This window comes from Microbacterium sp. A8/3-1 (assembly GCF_040267695.1).
GTDB classification, from domain to species: Bacteria; Actinomycetota; Actinomycetes; order Actinomycetales; family Microbacteriaceae; genus Microbacterium; species Microbacterium luteolum.
In genome coordinates this window covers 4,036,679-4,053,230 of the sequence record NZ_CP158357.1, presented here as the reverse complement: position 1 = coordinate 4,053,230, position 16,552 = coordinate 4,036,679, and the positions used below count along the sequence as shown (strand labels likewise).

The 16,552-nt window shown below is 68.7% G+C and carries 17 protein-coding genes; 6 read left to right on the top strand and 11 right to left on the bottom strand.

Annotation, left to right across the window (positions count from 1 at the left end; all coding sequences use genetic code 11):
• The first annotated feature begins 19 nt into the window (after positions 1-19).
• Together aceB and ABS642_RS19830 are read left to right on the top strand one after the other, a co-directional pair.
• The gene (gene aceB, locus ABS642_RS19835; RefSeq protein WP_350351465.1) at positions 20-1,675 is read left to right on the top strand and encodes a malate synthase A; all 1,656 of its coding nucleotides are present in this window, start codon (positions 20-22) and stop codon (positions 1,673-1,675) included.
• 117 nt (positions 1,676-1,792) lie between these two features.
• Entirely contained in the window at positions 1,793-2,227 is a 435-nt protein-coding gene (locus ABS642_RS19830) for a hypothetical protein (protein ID WP_350351464.1), read from the top strand.
• Between the two features lie 28 nt (positions 2,228-2,255).
• On the opposite strand, the gene ABS642_RS19825 is transcribed toward ABS642_RS19830, so the two are convergent.
• The gene (locus ABS642_RS19825; RefSeq protein ID WP_282216240.1) at positions 2,256-2,765 is read right to left on the bottom strand and encodes an Lrp/AsnC family transcriptional regulator; all 510 of its coding nucleotides are present in this window, start codon (positions 2,763-2,765) and stop codon (positions 2,256-2,258) included.
• Between the two features lie 111 nt (positions 2,766-2,876).
• Between ABS642_RS19825 and ald the strand changes: the two genes are divergently transcribed.
• Both ald and ABS642_RS19815 read left to right on the top strand, forming a co-directional pair.
• On the top strand, positions 2,877-3,971 hold the full coding sequence (gene ald / locus ABS642_RS19820) for an alanine dehydrogenase (RefSeq protein WP_282216239.1): 1,095 nt from the start codon (positions 2,877-2,879) through the stop codon (positions 3,969-3,971).
• Between the two features lie 73 nt (positions 3,972-4,044).
• Positions 4,045-5,244, top strand: a complete 1,200-nt coding sequence (locus tag ABS642_RS19815; RefSeq protein ID WP_282216238.1) for a pyridoxal phosphate-dependent aminotransferase — start codon at positions 4,045-4,047, stop codon at positions 5,242-5,244.
• Positions 5,245-5,286: 42 nt separating this feature from the next.
• On the opposite strand, the gene ABS642_RS19810 is transcribed toward ABS642_RS19815, so the two are convergent.
• Genes ABS642_RS19810 through ABS642_RS19775 form a run of 8 tightly spaced genes read right to left on the bottom strand, consistent with a single transcriptional unit; the run spans position 5,287 to position 11,709 of the window.
• The gene (locus ABS642_RS19810; protein ID WP_282216237.1) at positions 5,287-5,688 is read right to left on the bottom strand and encodes a VOC family protein; all 402 of its coding nucleotides are present in this window, start codon (positions 5,686-5,688) and stop codon (positions 5,287-5,289) included.
• Between the two features lie 31 nt (positions 5,689-5,719).
• Complete coding sequence (locus tag ABS642_RS19805; protein WP_350351463.1) at positions 5,720-6,850, bottom strand: UDP-N-acetylmuramate dehydrogenase; 1,131 nt, start codon at positions 6,848-6,850, stop codon at positions 5,720-5,722.
• A gap of 14 nt (positions 6,851-6,864) precedes the next feature.
• On the bottom strand, positions 6,865-7,263 hold the full coding sequence (locus ABS642_RS19800; RefSeq protein WP_350351462.1) for a MaoC/PaaZ C-terminal domain-containing protein: 399 nt from the start codon (positions 7,261-7,263) through the stop codon (positions 6,865-6,867).
• The gene (locus ABS642_RS19795; RefSeq protein WP_350351461.1) at positions 7,263-7,733 is read right to left on the bottom strand and encodes a MaoC family dehydratase N-terminal domain-containing protein; all 471 of its coding nucleotides are present in this window, start codon (positions 7,731-7,733) and stop codon (positions 7,263-7,265) included. The genes ABS642_RS19800 and ABS642_RS19795 overlap by 1 nt, the downstream gene beginning before the upstream one ends.
• A 27-nt stretch (positions 7,734-7,760) precedes the next feature.
• Positions 7,761-8,558 carry a sulfite exporter TauE/SafE family protein gene (locus ABS642_RS19790; protein WP_350351460.1) on the bottom strand — a complete coding sequence of 266 codons (798 nt, stop codon included), beginning with the start codon at positions 8,556-8,558 and terminating at the stop codon, positions 7,761-7,763.
• Between the two features lie 37 nt (positions 8,559-8,595).
• Entirely contained in the window at positions 8,596-10,143 is a 1,548-nt protein-coding gene (locus ABS642_RS19785; RefSeq protein WP_350351459.1) for a tripartite tricarboxylate transporter permease, read from the bottom strand.
• A complete protein-coding gene (locus tag ABS642_RS19780; RefSeq protein ID WP_350351458.1) occupies positions 10,143-10,688 on the bottom strand; it encodes a tripartite tricarboxylate transporter TctB family protein in 546 nt (181 codons plus the stop codon). Before ABS642_RS19780 ends, ABS642_RS19785 begins: the two co-directional genes overlap by 1 nt.
• A gap of 1 nt (position 10,689) precedes the next feature.
• On the bottom strand, positions 10,690-11,709 hold the full coding sequence (locus ABS642_RS19775) for a tripartite tricarboxylate transporter substrate binding protein (protein WP_282216230.1): 1,020 nt from the start codon (positions 11,707-11,709) through the stop codon (positions 10,690-10,692).
• A 162-nt stretch (positions 11,710-11,871) separates the two neighbouring features.
• Here ABS642_RS19775 and ABS642_RS19770 point away from each other — a divergent pair, with 162 nt between their 5' ends.
• The gene (locus tag ABS642_RS19770; protein WP_350351457.1) at positions 11,872-13,092 is read left to right on the top strand and encodes a PAS domain-containing protein; all 1,221 of its coding nucleotides are present in this window, start codon (positions 11,872-11,874) and stop codon (positions 13,090-13,092) included.
• Between the two features lie 104 nt (positions 13,093-13,196).
• Positions 13,197-14,771: an AMP-binding protein gene (locus ABS642_RS19765; protein WP_350351456.1), complete on the top strand. Its 1,575-nt coding sequence runs from the start codon at positions 13,197-13,199 to the stop codon at positions 14,769-14,771.
• 80 nt (positions 14,772-14,851) lie between these two features.
• Here the strand turns inward: ABS642_RS19765 and rplQ are convergent, their stop codons facing one another.
• Together rplQ and ABS642_RS19755 are read right to left on the bottom strand one after the other, a co-directional pair.
• On the bottom strand, positions 14,852-15,388 hold the full coding sequence (gene rplQ, locus ABS642_RS19760) for a 50S ribosomal protein L17 (RefSeq protein ID WP_282216227.1): 537 nt from the start codon (positions 15,386-15,388) through the stop codon (positions 14,852-14,854).
• 33 nt (positions 15,389-15,421) lie between these two features.
• Positions 15,422-16,411 carry a DNA-directed RNA polymerase subunit alpha gene (locus ABS642_RS19755; protein WP_120773743.1) on the bottom strand — a complete coding sequence of 330 codons (990 nt, stop codon included), beginning with the start codon at positions 16,409-16,411 and terminating at the stop codon, positions 15,422-15,424.
• Positions 16,412-16,552: the final 141 nt, after the last annotated feature.

Sequence of the window (16,552 nt, the reverse complement as noted above, 5' to 3'; positions counted from 1 at the left end):
ACGCAAAGGACTTCAGATCATGACCACTCCCACCGCTCCCCCGACCACGGCTCCGATCCAGACGACCCAGCAGGGTCCGGCGATCGCGATCACCGGACCCGTGCGCGACCGCTATGACGAGATCCTCACCCCCGAGGCCATCGCCTTCCTCACCGAACTGCATCACCGGTTCGCCTCGCGCCGCCACGACCGGCTCGCGGACCGCATGCGCCGCCGCTTCGAGATCGGCAACGGGCACGACCCTCGTTTCCGCGATGACACGGCCCACATCCGCGAGGACGCCGAGTGGCGCGTCGCCGGCGCCGGCCCCGGACTCGAGGACCGCCGCGTCGAGATCACCGGCCCGACGGACCCGAAGATGACCATCAACGCGCTGAACTCCGGCGCACGGGTCTGGCTCGCCGACCAGGAGGATGCGACCAGTCCCACCTGGAAGAACGTCATCGAGGGCCAGCTGTCCCTGCGGGACGCGATCCGCGGCGACCTCTCCTTCACCTCCCCCGACGGCAAGGAGTACCGCGTCACCGCCGAGCGCACCCCGACGATCGTGATGCGGCCGCGCGGGTGGCACCTGCCCGAGAAGCACGTGTCGTTCACCGATCGCGCAGGCCGCCGCACGGCGGCATCCGGCTCGCTCGTGGATTTCGGTCTCTACTTCCTGCACAACGCGCAGGCGCTGATCGACGGCGGCCGCGGCCCGTACTTCTACATCGCCAAGCTCGAGTCCAGCGAGGAGGCGAAGCTGTGGGACGACGTGTTCTCGTTCAGCGAGGAGTACATCGGGATCCCGCACGGCACCATCCGCGCGACCGTGCTCATCGAGACGCTGCCCGCCGCGTTCGAGATGGACGAGATCCTCTACGAGCTGCGTGATCACTGCGCCGGCCTCAACGCCGGGCGCTGGGACTACATCTTCTCGATCATCAAGAACTACCGCGGCCGCGGTGCGCGCTTCGTGCTCCCCGATCGCAGCGAGGTCACGATGACGGTGCCGTTCATGCGGGCGTACACCGAGCTGCTCGTGCAGACCTGCCACAAGCGGGGCGCCTTCGCGATCGGCGGCATGAGCGCCTTCATCCCGAACCGTCGCGACCCCGAGGTGACCGCGCGAGCGATCGAGAAGGTGTCCGCCGACAAGAAGCGCGAGGCCGGCGACGGCTTCGACGGCACCTGGGTCGCCCACCCCGACCTGATCCCGACGGCCCAGGCGGAGTTCGACGCCGTGCTCGGCGATCGCCCGAACCAGATCGACCGTCAGCGCGACGACGTGCACGTCGAGGCGCGCGACCTGCTCGATCTCCGCATCGGCAGCGCGGTGACCGACCGCGGCGTGCGCGACAACGTGTCGGTGGCCATCCGCTACCTCGAGGCGTGGTTGCGCGGCCTCGGCGCCGTCGCCATCGACAACCTGATGGAGGATGCCGCGACGGCCGAGATCAGCCGGTCGCAGGTGTGGCAGTGGATCCACCAGGACCGCGTCACGCAGGAAGGCACGCCGATCACGGCGGAGTACGTCGAGGGGCTGATCACCCAGGTCATCGCGTCGGCGACCCGGAGCGCCGGCGACCGATTCGACGATGCCGCCGAGATCTTCCGCGAGGTGGCCCTGCAGGAGGAGTTCCCCACGTTCCTCACGCTCGGCGCCTACAGCCGCTTCCTCGTCGACGAGGACTGAGCGGACAGGGAGGCCCTCGGATGCGCGGTTCGGCATCCGAGGGCCTCCCTGCGCGCAGGGACGATTCCGCCATCCCGCGTCGGCCCGCGACCCGATCGCCCGGCGTAGCCTGGATCCATGGCCGACGTGTGGACCGACATCTCCTCCGAGTTCCTGCATCTGTACCCGCGTGGGCGACGGCTTCTCGCCGTGGCGGGAGCAGATGCCGAGCGTTCAGGCCGCAGCGCCGACGAGCTCGCCGCGGCGCTGCGCGCGGCAGGACTCGAGGTCGAGCGGAGGCATTCCGCCGACGGCGATGAGCAGGTCCTCCGCACCGAGGTGATCGTGCCGTTCCGCGCGAACTCCGCGAGCGACAGTGTGCTCGTCGTCTCGGGTCCGTCCACGCTGCTGAGCGAGACGGCCCGCGGCATGTGGCACTACGTCGTCTGGCAGCTCGCGGGCGATGAAGCGCCGCACACGGTCGCCGCCGCGATCGTCGATGTCACCGATCCCGCGAACCCGAGGCGACGTTTCGCCGACTACTGCGCCCTTCCGGCGTCCTTCGGCGCATGAGCGGGAAGCCCGACCCGCGCTGATCCACTCACGCGAACGAGGCGGCCACCGAGTTGCGGTGATAGTCGAACACGATGCTCGTCCGCGTGGACGCGACGCTGCTCTGCGCCGACAGATGCTCGAGCACGAACTCGCGCATCTCGGACGAGTCGGCGACAGCGATGTGCAGGAGGAAGTCGTCGTCCCCGCCGAGGAAGAAGACCTGGATCACCTGCGGCAGCACTCGCACGCGTTCGGCGAACTCGACGATGCTCTCGCGCCGTCCGCTCGGGCGCAGCGTCACGCCGATGATCGCCTGGAGCCCGGCCCCCAGCATCCGCTCGTCCACGCTGGCGTGGAATCCGGTGATGACCCCGCGCTCGACGAGGGCGCGCAGTCGCGCGTGCGCCGTCGAGGGGGCGACCCCGAGGTGACCGGCGAGCTCGGCGTTGGTCATCCGCCCGTCTTCGGCCAGCAGCTGCACGATCCTCGCATCCGTCGGGTCCAGGGCGGGTGCCCGAAGAGTGTTCGGCTGAGGACCCTGCGATGTCGTCTCCATATGAACGATTATTCAGGATCTGGGCCTTGATCGAATCATCTTCAGGGAATCTGTTGCCTGGTCGACGTTTCTGCGATTCTGTATCCACGCAAACCTAGTCCTGGAGGATCGATGAAGATCGGCGTGCCCACCGAGGTCAAGAACAACGAGAACCGCGTCGCGCTCACCCCCGCGGGTGCCGACCGTCTCGTCCACGAGGGCCACCGCGTGCTCGTGCAGTCCGGCGCGGGCGTCGGCTCACGCATCGACGACGACGCCTACCGGGCCGTCGGCGCCGAGATCGTCGCGACCGCAGCCGAGGCATGGGGCGAGGCGGATCTGCTGATCAAGGTCAAGGAGCCGATCGCTCAGGAGTACGGGTTCCTCCGCCCCGACCTCACGCTCTTCACCTACCTGCACCTCGCCGCGGACCGCGCGCTGACGACCGCCCTGGTCGATGCCGGCACGACGGCCGTCGCCTACGAGACCGTGCAGCTGCCGGACCGCAGCCTGCCCCTTCTCGTGCCGATGAGCGAGATCGCCGGTCGGCTCTCCGTCACGATGGGCTCGTACTCGCTGCTGCGCTCGAACGGCGGCCGCGGCATGCTGCTCGGCGGCATCGCCGGCACGCCCCGCGCGAAGACCGTCGTGATCGGCGGCGGCGTCGCCGGGGAGCACGCCGCAGCGAACGCACTGGGCCTCGGCTCGAAGGTCACCGTGATCGACATCTCGCTGCCTCGACTGCGCGAGCTCGAGCACCGCTACGGAGGCGCGCTCGAGACACGCGCGTCGAGCCGCTACGACATCGCCGAGGAGCTCGCGACGGCCGACCTCGTGATCGGCTCGGTGCTGATCCCCGGCGCGGCGGCCCCGAAGCTCGTCACCGACGACATGGTCGCCGGCATGAAGCCGGGCGCCGTGCTCGTCGACATCGCGATCGACCAGGGCGGATGCTTCGAGGGCTCGCGGCCGACCACGCACGACGACCCGACGTTCGCCGTCCACGACGCGATCTACTACTGCGTCGCGAACATGCCGGGTGCCGTCCCCGAGACGGCCACACGCGCGCTGACCAACGCGACGCTCCCCTATGTCTCGGCCATCGCCGGCAAGGGCTGGGAGCGCGCGGCATCCGAAGATCCCTCCCTCGCGAAGGGTCTGAACGTGCAGGGCGGGCGCATCACGCTCGACGCCGTCGCCCAGGCCCACGGCTTCGCGACCGCCTGACACGGAAAGAACCCAGGTTCTTGTTGACGACGCGCCCGGCATCCGGCGGGCCCACCCGAGTACGCTCGTAGTCGTGACCGAACGCGCTCCTCTCTCCCGCAAGCTGTCCGCCATCGCCGAGTCGGCGACCCTCAAGGTCGACGCGAAGGCGAAGGCCCTCAAGGCCGAAGGCAAGGACGTCATCTCCTATGCCGCCGGCGAGCCGGACTTCGCGACGCCGCAGTTCATCGTGGATGCCGCGGCGGAGGCCCTCGCCGACCCGGCGAACTACCGGTACACCCCGGCGCCCGGCCTGCCGGCACTGCGGGAGGCGATCGCCGCGAAGACCCTCCGCGACTCCGGCCTCGAGGTCTCCCCCAGCCAGGTCATCGTGACCAACGGCGGCAAGCAGTCGGTCTACCAGGCGTTCCAGACCGTCGTGAACCCGGGCGACGAGGTGCTGCTGCCCGCCCCGTACTGGACCACGTACCCCGAGGCTATCCGTCTGGCCGACGGCACTCCCGTCGAGGTCTTCGCCGGAGCCGACCAGGATTACAAGGTGACCGTCGAGCAGCTCGAGGCCGCGCGCACCGAGCGCACCACGGTGCTCGTCTTCGTCTCGCCGTCGAACCCGACCGGATCGGTGTACACCGCCGAGGAGACCCGCGCCATCGGCGAGTGGGCCCTCGAACACGGCATCTGGGTCATCACCGACGAGATCTACCAGAACCTCACCTACGAGGGCGTGAAGGCGACGTCGATCGTGGCAGCCGTCCCCGAGGTCGCCGGCCAGACCATCCTCGTCAACGGCGTCGCGAAGACGTACGCCATGACCGGCTGGCGGGTCGGCTGGATGGTGGGTCCTGCCGACGCCATCAAGATCGCCGGCAACCTGCAGTCGCACCTGTCGAGCAACGTGAACAACGTCGCCCAGAAGGCCGCGATCGCCGCTCTCAACGGCCCGCAGACCGAGGCCGAGAAGATGCGCGAGGCGTTCGATCGACGCCGCAAGCTCATCGTCTCCGAGCTCTCCAAGATCGACGGCCTCGTCGTGCCGAACCCGCTCGGCGCCTTCTATGTCTACCCCGACGTGCAGGGCCTGCTCGGCCGCACCTGGGGCGGCGTCACGCCGACCACCTCGCTGGAGCTGGCCGACCTCATCCTCGAGCAGGCCGAGGTCGCCGTCGTCCCGGGCGAGGCCTTCGGCCCGAGCGGCTACCTGCGCCTGTCGTACGCCCTCGGCGACGACCAGCTCCTCGAGGGCGTCCAGCGCCTGCAGCGTCTGTTCGCCTGACCGGACCCGTTCGTCTGACCGGTTCGGCCTCCCGGCCGCCGGTCAGGACTCGGGCTGGTATCCGATGAGCCAGCGGATGCCGTACCGGTCGACGAGCGTGCCGTCCCAGTCGCCCCACGGACGGCGCTGGAGCGGGTCGATGACCCTCCCGCCCACGGAGAGGTCGGCGAACCACCCGGTGAGCGTCGACGCGTCCGCGGTGCCGAGCAGGGAGAAGAACATCCCGCCCATCTGCACCGCATCGGCGTCGATGCCGGCATCCGCGCCCGACAGATCCACGACACCCTCGAGCATGGCGTGCGCGATCGCGTCGGACGGGCCGTCGTGCCGATCGAACTGCGCGTAGTCGAACATCCGCAGCTCGCCGCCGAACACCGACTGGTAGTGCCGCATCGCCTCAGCGGCGTTTCCGGGGAACAACAGGTACGGGGTCAATCCGCTCATGCCGCGAGTGTAGCCGCGGCGGCGGACGCTGTTAAAGCTCGACGCCGACGAGCACGGGCTCCGGCTGCAGCACGAGACCGAACTCGGCATGCACCCTGCTCTGGATGAACCGTGCCAGCTCCGCGACCTCGCCCGCCGTCGCGCCGCCACGGTTCGTCAGCGCGAGCGCGTGCTTGGTCGACACGGACGCGCGCGACCTCGGCAGCTTGAAGCCCTTGCGGATGCCGGCCTGCTCGATGAGCCAGGCGGCGCTCACCTTGACGTCCGGAGCCTCCGTCTTCGTCTGCGGCACGAGGCCGTCGTAGGAGGCGAGCGGGATCACGGTCACCGCGTCGAGGTCGGGCGCAACGGGCCAGCGCGGGCATTCCGGCGGCAGCGCCCTGGCCACGGACTCCGGCACGATCGCGTTCTGGAAGAACGATCCGACGCCGTGGGTGTCGGGATCCGCGTCGTCGAGTAGCATCCCCTTCGATGCGCGCGTGGCGAGGATGCGCTCGCGCACCCAGCCGAGCGGCACGGGGGCATCGTCGTGGAGAGCGAGCGCACGGCGCAGCTGTTCGCCGCGCACGATGCGCTCTCCCGCGACGAGGAGGTCGACGGTCACCGACAGGATGACGGCGCGGCGCAGGGGCTCCCCGCCGTAGTGGTGCTTGAGGACCGAGGTGCGGAACCCCAGGCCCAGCTCGGACGCCGGCACCGTCGAGATCTCGCCGGTGGCCTCGTCGATGAGTTCGACCTCGACGAGCGTCTCCTGGATCTCCTGACCGTAGGCGCCGATGTTCTGCACCGGTGCGGCGCCGACCGTCCCCGGGATGCCGCTCATGGCCTCGAGCCCCGCGTACCCGTGCTCGACGGCGTAGGCGACGAAGGCATCCCACCCGTGGCCGGCCTGCGCCCGGAGGCGGACGCGACCGGCGTGGGGGGACGGCAGCTCCTCGATGCCCTCGGTGCGCACGCGGATCACGGCCCCCTCGAAGGGCTCGTCCCCGACGAAGAGGTTGGATCCGCCGCCGAGCACGAACCACGGTTCCCGGCCGGACCACGTGTCGCGCAGAACGTCGACGAGCTCCGCGGTCGTCGACGCCTCGCGCATCCGCTCCGGCGCGGCACCCGTACGCAGCGTCGTCAGCTGCGCGAGCGGGATCGACTCGATGTCGTGCACCTCGGACGCCCCCATCAGACGGCGACGCGCAGCTGCGCCTTGACCAGCACGGTCGCCTCGTCGAAGGTGACCTTCAGGTCGATGCGCGCAGCGGTCTCGTCGACCACGCCGACCGTGGCGCTGACATGCAGGTCGGCACCGGTCTCGGGGTCGACGACGACGGGCTTGGTGAAGCGCACGCCGTAGTCCAGGATCTTCGCTCCCGGCTCGAGAGCGGCGACGACGACCGACGACGCGATGCCCATCGTGAGCATGCCGTGGGCGAGCACGCCGGGGAGCCCGACGGATGCCGCGACGTCGTCACGGTAATGGATGGGGTTGAAGTCTCCGGATGCTCCGGCGTAGCGCACCAGCGACTCGCGGGTCAGGTGCACGGTGCGCTCGGCGATCACGTCTCCGACGGTGTAGCCCATCAGGCGGCCTCTCCCTTGTCGGCGTCGTCTTCCGCACCGACGAGCAGCACGCTGGTGGCGGTCACGACATGCGCGCCCGTCGCGTCCGTGATCTCCGCCTCGCTCGTGATCATGGCGTTGCCGCCCATCATCCGGATGCCCGTGACACGGAGCGTCCCGGTGAGCTCATCGCCTGCGACGATCGGTCGGGTGTAGGCGAAGCGCTGCTCCGCGTGGATCGTGCGCGCCAGCACGATGCCGGAATCCGGCAGCGCCAGCAACTGCTGGAGCGTGTGGTCCTGGATGACGATCGCGAACGTCGGCGGCGCCACCACGTCCTCGAAGCCCAGGGCACGCGCGGCCTCGACGTCGGTGTGCTGCGGAGCATCGGCGAAGACGGCGCGCGCGAACTCGCGCACCTTCTCGCGTCCGACGAGGTACGGGGCCGTCGGCGGGAGCTCCCGGCCGACCAGATCTTGATTCACTGCCACCCCTCGATCCTACCGAGGCCGCGGGAGTCAGTCCTTCTTCCGCCCCCGGATCGCCTTCATCGCCATCTGCACCGCGATCACGACGAGGTATGCCGCGAACAGCATGTTTCCGGCGAACGGGTCGATCAGGGTGGCGAGCCAGGCGCCCAGCGCCGTCGTCGTGCACGCCGAGACGCCGACGACGGCGGCGGCCACGAGATCGACGTTGCGATTGCGGATGTTGCCGATCGTCCCCGAGATGGCCGTCGGGATCATCATGAGCAGCGAGGTACCCTTGGCGACGAGATCGCTCGTGCCGAAGGCCAGCATGAGGACCGGCACGACGATGACCCCGCCGCCGACGCCGATCAGGCCGGCCAGGATGCCGGTGACGACGCCCACCGCGACGAGGGCGAGACCGGTGAGCAGCTGCAGGTCGAACGCCGCCTCGCGGGACGGGACCACCAGGAACAGACTCACGATCACGATCACGAGGAAGCCGACGAAGAACCACCGGAGCGTCGTCTGCGAGATCTTCGGGAGCAGACGCGTGCCGATCTGCGCGCCGACGACCGAGCCCGCCGCGAGGATGAGGGCCGGGACCCAGGCGACCGAGCCGTGGATCGCGTAGGACACCACACCCACGGTGGCTGTCGGCACGATGGCGGCGAGCGAGGTGCCCGCACCGAGCCGCTGGTTGAAGTGCAGGAAGAGGACCAGCAGCGGGACGATGACCGTGCCGCCCCCGACCCCGAAGAGTCCGGACAGGAGACCCGCGAGCAGGCCGATCCCGACGAACGCGGCGTAGGCACGAGGCCCTCGGTTCAGGGTCTCTGCATCGCTCACCGGATCAGCCTACTCCCGGGCTCTCCTGCGCCCGACCTCAGACCTCCGAGTCGGTCCTGATCGGCACGGCGATCGAGGCGGTCAGCGCCTGCTCGTATCGGCGCTGACGCCGACGCAGCCACAGCCCGCCGGCGACGAGGAGCGCCAGCACGATGTAGGCCGTCGCGGCGAACGGCTGAACGAACAGGGTCGTCAGGTCGCCCTGACTCAATTGCAGCGCCTTGCGGAGGTACTCCTCCCCCATCGGTCCCAGGATCATGCCGACCACGAGCGGAGCCACCGGATAGCCGTACCGTCGCATGAAGTACCCGAGCACGCCGATGATCGCCAGGATCAGGATGTCGACGACAGCGAAGTTCAGCGCGTACGCGCCGAAGGCCGCGAACAGCAGGATGCCCGCGTACAGGTACGGCCTCGGGATCTGCAGCAGCTTCACCCACATGCCGACGAGCGGCAGGTTGAGGATGATGAGGATGACGTTGCCGACGTACAGGCTCGCCACCAGCGCCCAGACGAGCGCCGGCTGGTTCTGGAACAGCTGTGGCCCCGGCTGCAGTCCGTAGGCCTGGAAGGCGACGAGGATGATCGCCGCCGTCGCTGTCGTCGGCAGGCCGAGCGTGAGCAGCGGGACGAGCACACCCGCCGCCGCCGCGTTGTTCGCGGACTCGGGTCCGGCGACCCCCTCGATGGCTCCGCGGCCGAACTCGCTCTTATGCCGCGAGAGCTTGCGCTCGGTCGCGTACGACAGGAACGTCGCGACGTCCGCACCACCCGCGGGGATCGTGCCGATCGGGAAGCCGATCGCCGTGCCGCGCAGCCAGGGCTTCCACGAGCGCTTCCAATCGCTCTTGGTCATCCAGCTGCGCCATCCGCGGGTGACCGGGATGACATCGATGCCGCCATGGCGCAGACGAGCCGCGATGTACAGCGTCTCGCCGACGGCGAAGAGCCCGACCGCGACGAGCACGATGTCGATCCCGTCCGACAGCGGCAGCAGTCCCAGCGTGTAGCGCTGCTGCGCTGTGAGGGTGTCGGTGCCGACGAGTCCGAGGAACAGTCCGACGCCGAGCGACAGCATCCCGCGCGGGACGGAGCTGCCGATCAGCGCCCCGACCGTGATGAACGCGATCACGATGAGCGCGACGTAGTCGGCCGGGCCGAGGTTCACCGCGAACTGTGCCAGCACGGGTGCGAGCAGGGTGAGCCCGACGGTGGCGATGGTGCCGGCGACGAACGAGCCGATCGCGGCCGTGGCGAGAGCGGCGGCCCCGCGCCCCATCTTCGCCATCTTGTTGCCTTCGATGGCCGTGACGATGGATGCCGATTCACCCGGAGTGTTCAGCAGGATGCTGGTGGTGGAGCCGCCGTACATGCCGCCGTAGTAGATGCCGGCGAAGGTGATCAGCGCAGCGGTGGGATCGAGCGTGTAGGTGAGCGGCAGCAGGAGCGCGACGGTCATCGCCGGCCCGATGCCGGGAAGCACGCCGACCGCCGTTCCCACGAGCACGCCGAAGAAGGCGAACACGAGGTACTGCGGCTGCAGCGCCGTCGCGAAGCCTTCGAGAAGCAGGGTCCAGCTGTCCATCAGAACACCTCTCCGAGCCATCCGAGAGCCGGTCCCCAGGGCAGCGACAGCCCCATCAGGCCCCCGAAGACCACCTGGATCACCAGACTGACGACGAGCCCGATGACAAAGGCCAGCCACCAGCGCGTGGCGCCGAGCGCCCACGCGACCACGCCGAAGAGCACGCTGGCCGCCGGCGCCCAGCCGATGATGTCGATCAGCAGCAGGTGGGCGACCACGGCTCCGACGATCTTCGCGATCGTGAGCCAATCGGTCTTGGCGTCGGGGTCGATGTCCTCGCCCTCCTCGACCTCCGCACGCTTTCCGCGCAGCACGTTGACCAGAACGGCCACGGCCGAGCCCAGCAGGATGATCGAGACGAAGAGCGGGAAGATCGTCGGCCCGGCTTTCACTCCGACCGGGACGTGGATCGTGAAGACACCCACCAGCGCGAAGACGCCGAGGGCGAGCATGAGGAGAGCGAAGACGAGTTCACCGAGGGGAACCCGCGGGGCGGGCCGAGTCGCCTCGGCCCGCCCGCTCACCCCGAGGATCGGGGTTTCCATGTCAGATCAATCCGATGTTCTTGAGCGTGCCGGTCACATCGGTGATGTTCTCCGTCAGGAAGCTGTCGAACTCGTCGCCGGTCAGGAAGGCATCCGCCCAGCCCTTGGTCTCGAGCTCGTCCTTCCAGGCGCCGGATTCGTGCATCTCGGTGACGATGCGCTCCAGCTCGGCGCGCTCCGCGTCGGAGATGCCACCGGGCGCGATCACGCCGCGCCAGTTGGTGAGCTCGACGTCGTACCCCTCGTCGGTGATGGTCGGCACGTCGGGGAGCGATGCGACCGGCTCGGCGCCCGATACCGCCAGCGCCCGCATCGAGCCGTCCTCGATGTACTGGAGGAACTCGCCGACACCGGAGATGCCTGCGGCGACCTTGTTGCCGACGAGGAGCGAGACGGCCTCGCCACCACCGGAGTTCGGCGTGTAGTTGAGCTTCTCGGGGATCTCCTCCGCGTCCAGTCCGGCGGCTTCGAGGAGGAGGCCGGCGAGGATGTGATCGGCGCCACCCGCCGAGCCGCCGGTCACCGTCACCTCCTGCCCCTTCTCGACGATGTCCTCGACGAGATCCTCGAGGGTCTCGTACTTCGAGCTCTCCGGCACCACGATGACGAGCGACTCGTCCGTGAGCCGGGCGATCGGGGTCGTGTCCTCGAGTCGCACCGTCGACGCGTTCGTCTCGATCGCACCGACCATCACCAGACCCATGACCATGAGGGTCGCCGGGTCCTTCTCGTTCGCGAGCTGAGCGAGGCCGACGGTACCGCCCGCGCCTCCGACGTTCGAGACCGGGGCGGACCCGACGATCTCGTCGGCGGCCAGAACCTGCGACATCGCGCGACCGGTCTGATCCCAGCCGCCACCGGGGTCGGCCGGGACGATGATCTTGACATCCTCGATGGCCGCGGCCTCGTCGCCTCCCCCACCTCCGCCGCCGGATCCCGTGCTTCCGCCGGCGCATGCCGTCAATGCCAGTGCTGCGGCCGCGAAGACGGCTGTCGCCGCCACCAGACGTGTGTGCTTCATGTGCGCTCCTCCTTGAGCGTCGGTGTTGCTGTCGGTTCACTCTGGAGGGGGAGGGCGGGTGCTCAAGCTTCGGAAACCATTGGTCGGAGTTCTGAAACTATTGTTCGCGTACGCCGGAGCGGACCCCTCGCCGTCGGTCGCAGGAGCGACGAGAATGATCGGGTGGCCTCGAAGATGACGCTCCGAGTGCAGCTCCTCGTCCTGCAGGCGCTGATCGTGTTCCTGGTGACGCTTGCGACCGGCATCGTCGCGGGCGCTCTGCAGGAGCAGGCGCTGCGCGAGTCGTACAAGGACCGCATGCAGGCCGTCGCCCAGTCGATCGCCTCGCTCCCCACGGTGCGCGAAGCGTTCGACGATGCAGACCCGTCGGCGACCATCCAGCCGATCGCCGAGGTGATCCGCGAAGCGTCGGACCTCGCCTACGTGGTGGTGGCGAACGCCGACGGCATCCGCTATTCCCACCCGAACCCCTATCGGATCGGCGAGAAGGTCTCGACGGATCCGTCCATCCCGCTCGCGGGTGAGATCTACGTCGGCACCCAGACCGGCACGCTCGGAACATCCTGGCGCGTGAAGGTGCCGATCTTCGCGGATGACGGGACGGTCATCGGCACGGCATCCGTCGGGATTCTCGAGTCGGAGCTGAACGACGAGTTCATGCGGAACCTCGCCTGGCTGATCTCGGCGATGCTCGCCGCCGCCGTCCTCGGGGTCTTCGGCTCGGCCTGGGTGACCTCGGTGATCCGTCGACGCATCTACCTGCTCGAACCGGATCAGATCGCGGCCCTCGTGAAGAATCAGGAGACCACGCTGCACGGCCTGAGCGAGGGCGTGATCACGGTGAACGCGGCCGGTCGGATCACGCTCGTGAACGATGCCGCTGCCCGCTTCCTCGACAGGGATGCCGCGGAGCTCGACGGCGCGGATGCCGCATCCGTCCTCGGCGAAGACCTCCACACGGTGCTCCGTGAGGGCGAGGACGCCGGGCGCCCGGTGATCGTCGGCTCGCACGTACTCGTCGCTCGCAGCACCGGGAGCAGGCACGACGGCGTCGATGTCGAGGCCACTCTGCTGCTGCGCGATCACACCGAGCTGCATGACGTGGTCCGACGGGTGGAGGCGGCGGATGCCATCATCGCGTTCCGCCAGCGCTTCGGGCTGCCGAAGGGGCTCAGCGCGGAGACCCTCGATCGCGTCGCCACCGCGCTCGCCACCCGTCCCGACGCGTCGGCGACCGAGATCGGCGCCGACGTGCAGATCTCACGGGTGAGCGCCCGTCGATACCTCGAGCACCTGGCGAGTTCAGGGCGGGCGATCCGCACGCTCGACTACTCGACGAAGGGCCGCCCGGGTACGCGCTACCGCGCCAACGACAGCGTCTGAGGTTCCGCCTTCCCGGCTCCGCACCCTGGTACGCAGTGCCGTGGTGTGCGAAACTGCATCTCAGCGCGCGTCGCCGCCGCCCCACCCGGATCGAAGGAGATCTCATGGTTCGCAGCACCTACCCCGACGTGGAGATCCCGGCGGTCTCCGTGTACGACTACCTGTTCGGCGATCTCGACGAGAGCCGCCTCGACGCCACCGCGCTCATCGACGGGACGAGCGGGGCAGAGACCACCTATCGACAGCTGATCGCCCAGATCGACCTGTTCGCCGGCGCTCTCGCGGCGAGGGGCGTCGGGGTCGGCACCCGCGTCGGCGTGCTGTGTCCGAACATCCCGGCGTTCGCGACCGTCTTCCACGGCATCCTCCGTGCGGGCGCGACCGCGACGACGATCAACTCGCTCTACACGCCCGACGAGATCGCGAACCAGCTCACCGACGCCGAAGCCGAGTGGCTGATCACCGTGTCGCCGCTGCTCGCCGGCGCGGAAGCCGCCGCAGCGAAGATCGGGATCGACGCCGACCACCTCATCGTGCTCGACGGCGCGGAAGGGCATCCCTCGCTCCGCGATCTCCTCGGCGAAGGCCGCACCGCCCCGGAGGTCTCCTTCGACCCGGCCGAGCACCTCGCGGTGCTCCCCTACTCCTCCGGCACCACCGGTCGGCCCAAGGGCGTGATGCTCACGCACCGGAACCTCGTCGCGAACGTGAGCCAGTGCCGCTCGACGATCTCGCTGGCCGACGGCGATCGCGTCCTCGCGGTGCTCCCGTTCTTCCACATCTACGGGATGACCGTGCTGCTGAACTTCGCCCTGCGGCAGCGCGCCGCCCTCGTGACGATGCCGAAGTTCGATCTGACCGAGTTCCTGCGCGTCGTCGCCGAGCACCGCACGACCTGGGTGTTCATCGCCCCGCCGATCGCGGTCGCCCTGGCGAAGCATCCGCTCATCGACCAGTACGACCTCTCCTCCATCACCGTGATCTTCTCGGGGGCCGCTCCCCTCGACGGTGCGCTTGCATCAGCCGTGGCGACGCGGCTCGACTGCACGGTGTGCCAGGGATACGGCATGACCGAGACCAGTCCGGTCACCCACGCCATCCCCGCCGCCCGCGACGACGTCGACCGGTCCTCCGTCGGAATGCTGATCAGCAATACCGAGGCACGACTGATCGACCCCGAGACCGGAGCGGACGTCACCGTACCCGACGACGGGGCGAGCGAACCGGGCGAGCTGCTGATCCGCGGTCCGCAGGTGATGAAGGGCTATCTCAACCGACCGGATGCCACGGCCGAGATGCTCGACGCCGACGGCTGGCTGCACACGGGAGATGTCGCGACCGTCACCCACGACGGCGTCTTCCGGATCGTCGACCGCCTCAAGGAGCTCATCAAGTACAAGGGCTACCAGGTGGCGCCCGCCGTGCTCGAGGCCGTGCTGCTGGAGCATCCTTCCATCGCCGACGCGGCGGTCATCGGCGCGCAGGACGAGGACGGACAGGAGGTCCCGAAGGCGTTCGTCGTGCGGCAGGCGGATGCCGATCTCGACGCGGATGCCGTCATGGCGCACGTCGCCGCCCATGTCGCTCCCCACGAGAAGGTGCGTCAGGTGGAGTTCATCGACGCCATCCCGAAATCGGCCTCAGGGAAGATCCTCCGCAAGGACCTCCGCGCGCGCTGACCCGCGGGACTTCTGCGGCCCAGGAAACGACGAAGCCCGCCACCCCGGAAGGGGCGGCGGGCTTCGTTCGTGAGAGGTGCTTACTTCTCGACAGCGTCCTCGGCGGCAGCCTCGGCTGCTTCGCCCTCGGCCTGCGACTCGGCACCGGCGTCGGCGGCCGGAGCCTCCTCGACGGGAGCCTCCTCGGCGACCTCGGCGGGCTTCTCTGCCTTCGAAGCGGCCGCAGCCGTCTTCTTGGCGGACTTCGGCTTCGGGTTGACCGGCTCGAGCACGAGCTCGATCACGGCCATCGGAGCGTTGTCGCCCTTGCGGTTGCCGACCTTCGTGATGCGGGTGTAGCCGCCCTCACGGTCAGCGACCAGCGGCGCGATCTCGGCGAAGAGCGTGTGCACGACGCTCTTGTCGCCGATGACCGACAGCACGCGACGACGCGCGTGCAGGTCGCCGCGCTTCGCGAACGTGATCAGACGCTCGGCGAGCGGACGAAGGCGCTTGGCCTTGGTCTCGGTCGTCTTGATCGACTTGTGGGTGAACAGAGCCGCCGCGAGGTTGGCAAGCAGCAGGCGCTCGTGGGCGGGGCCGCCTCCGAGGCGGGGACCCTTAGTGGGCTTGGGCATAATCGTCTAACTCCTGGTCAGAAAGGTCGGGTATCAGAAGGACTCGTCTTCGCTGCCGCCGTAGAAGTGGGCGCCGTCGAAACCGGGCACCGAATCCTTGAGCGACAGACCGAGCGAGATGAGCTTGTCGCGCACCTCGTCGACCGACTTCTGGCCGAAATTGCGGATGTTCATGAGCTGCGTCTCCGAGAGGGCGACGAGTTCAGAAACAGTGTTGATGCCCTCACGCTTCAGGCAGTTGTACGAGCGGACCGACAGGTCGAGGTCCTCGATCGGCATCGACAGCTCGCTGGAGTTCACTGCCTCCACCGGCGCCGGGCCGATCTCGATGCCCTCAGCCTCGACGTTCAGCTCGCGAGCGAGACCGAACAGCTCGGTGAGCGTCTTCGCAGCCGAAGCGACAGCGTCGCGGGGGCTGATCGACGACTTGGTCTCGACGTCCAGGACGAGCTTGTCGAAGTCGGTGCGCTCACCGGCACGAGTCGCCTCGACGCGGTAGCTGACCTTGAGGACCGGCGAGTAGATCGAGTCGATCGGGATCTGACCGGCCTCGGCGTACTCGTTGCGGTTCTGCGTCGCGGAGACGTAGCCGCGGCCGCGCTCGATGGTGAGCTCGAGCTCGAACTTCGCCGTCTCGTTGAGCGTCGCGATGACGAGCTCGGGGTTCTGGACCTCGACACCGGCCGGAGCCGAGATGTCAGCGGCGGTCACTTCGCCCGAACCGGTCTTGCGCAGGTACGCCGTGATGGGCTCGTCGCGCTCCGAGGAGACGACCAGCTGCTTGATGTTGAGGATGATCTCGGTGACATCCTCCTTCACGCCGGGGATGGTGCTGAACTCGTGCAGCACGCCGTCGAGACGAACGCTGGTGACAGCGGCGCCGGGGATCGACGACAGCAGGCTGCGACGCAGCGCGTTGCCGATCGTGTATCCGAAGCCGGGCTCCAGAGGCTCGATGATGAACCGGCTACGGTTCTCGACGATCTTTTCCTCGGTCAGTGTGGGACGCTGTGCAATGAGCACTCTGTGTTCCTTTCGATCACATGCCCGCTATATGACATGTGGTGTGGTGAGGTCTTCAATTGTGGAAGTCGATGCCCGCACGCGGGCGTCGAGTCGCTCGACCGACAGGACTCTCTGAGCCTGTCGAAGGGCGAGCGACTC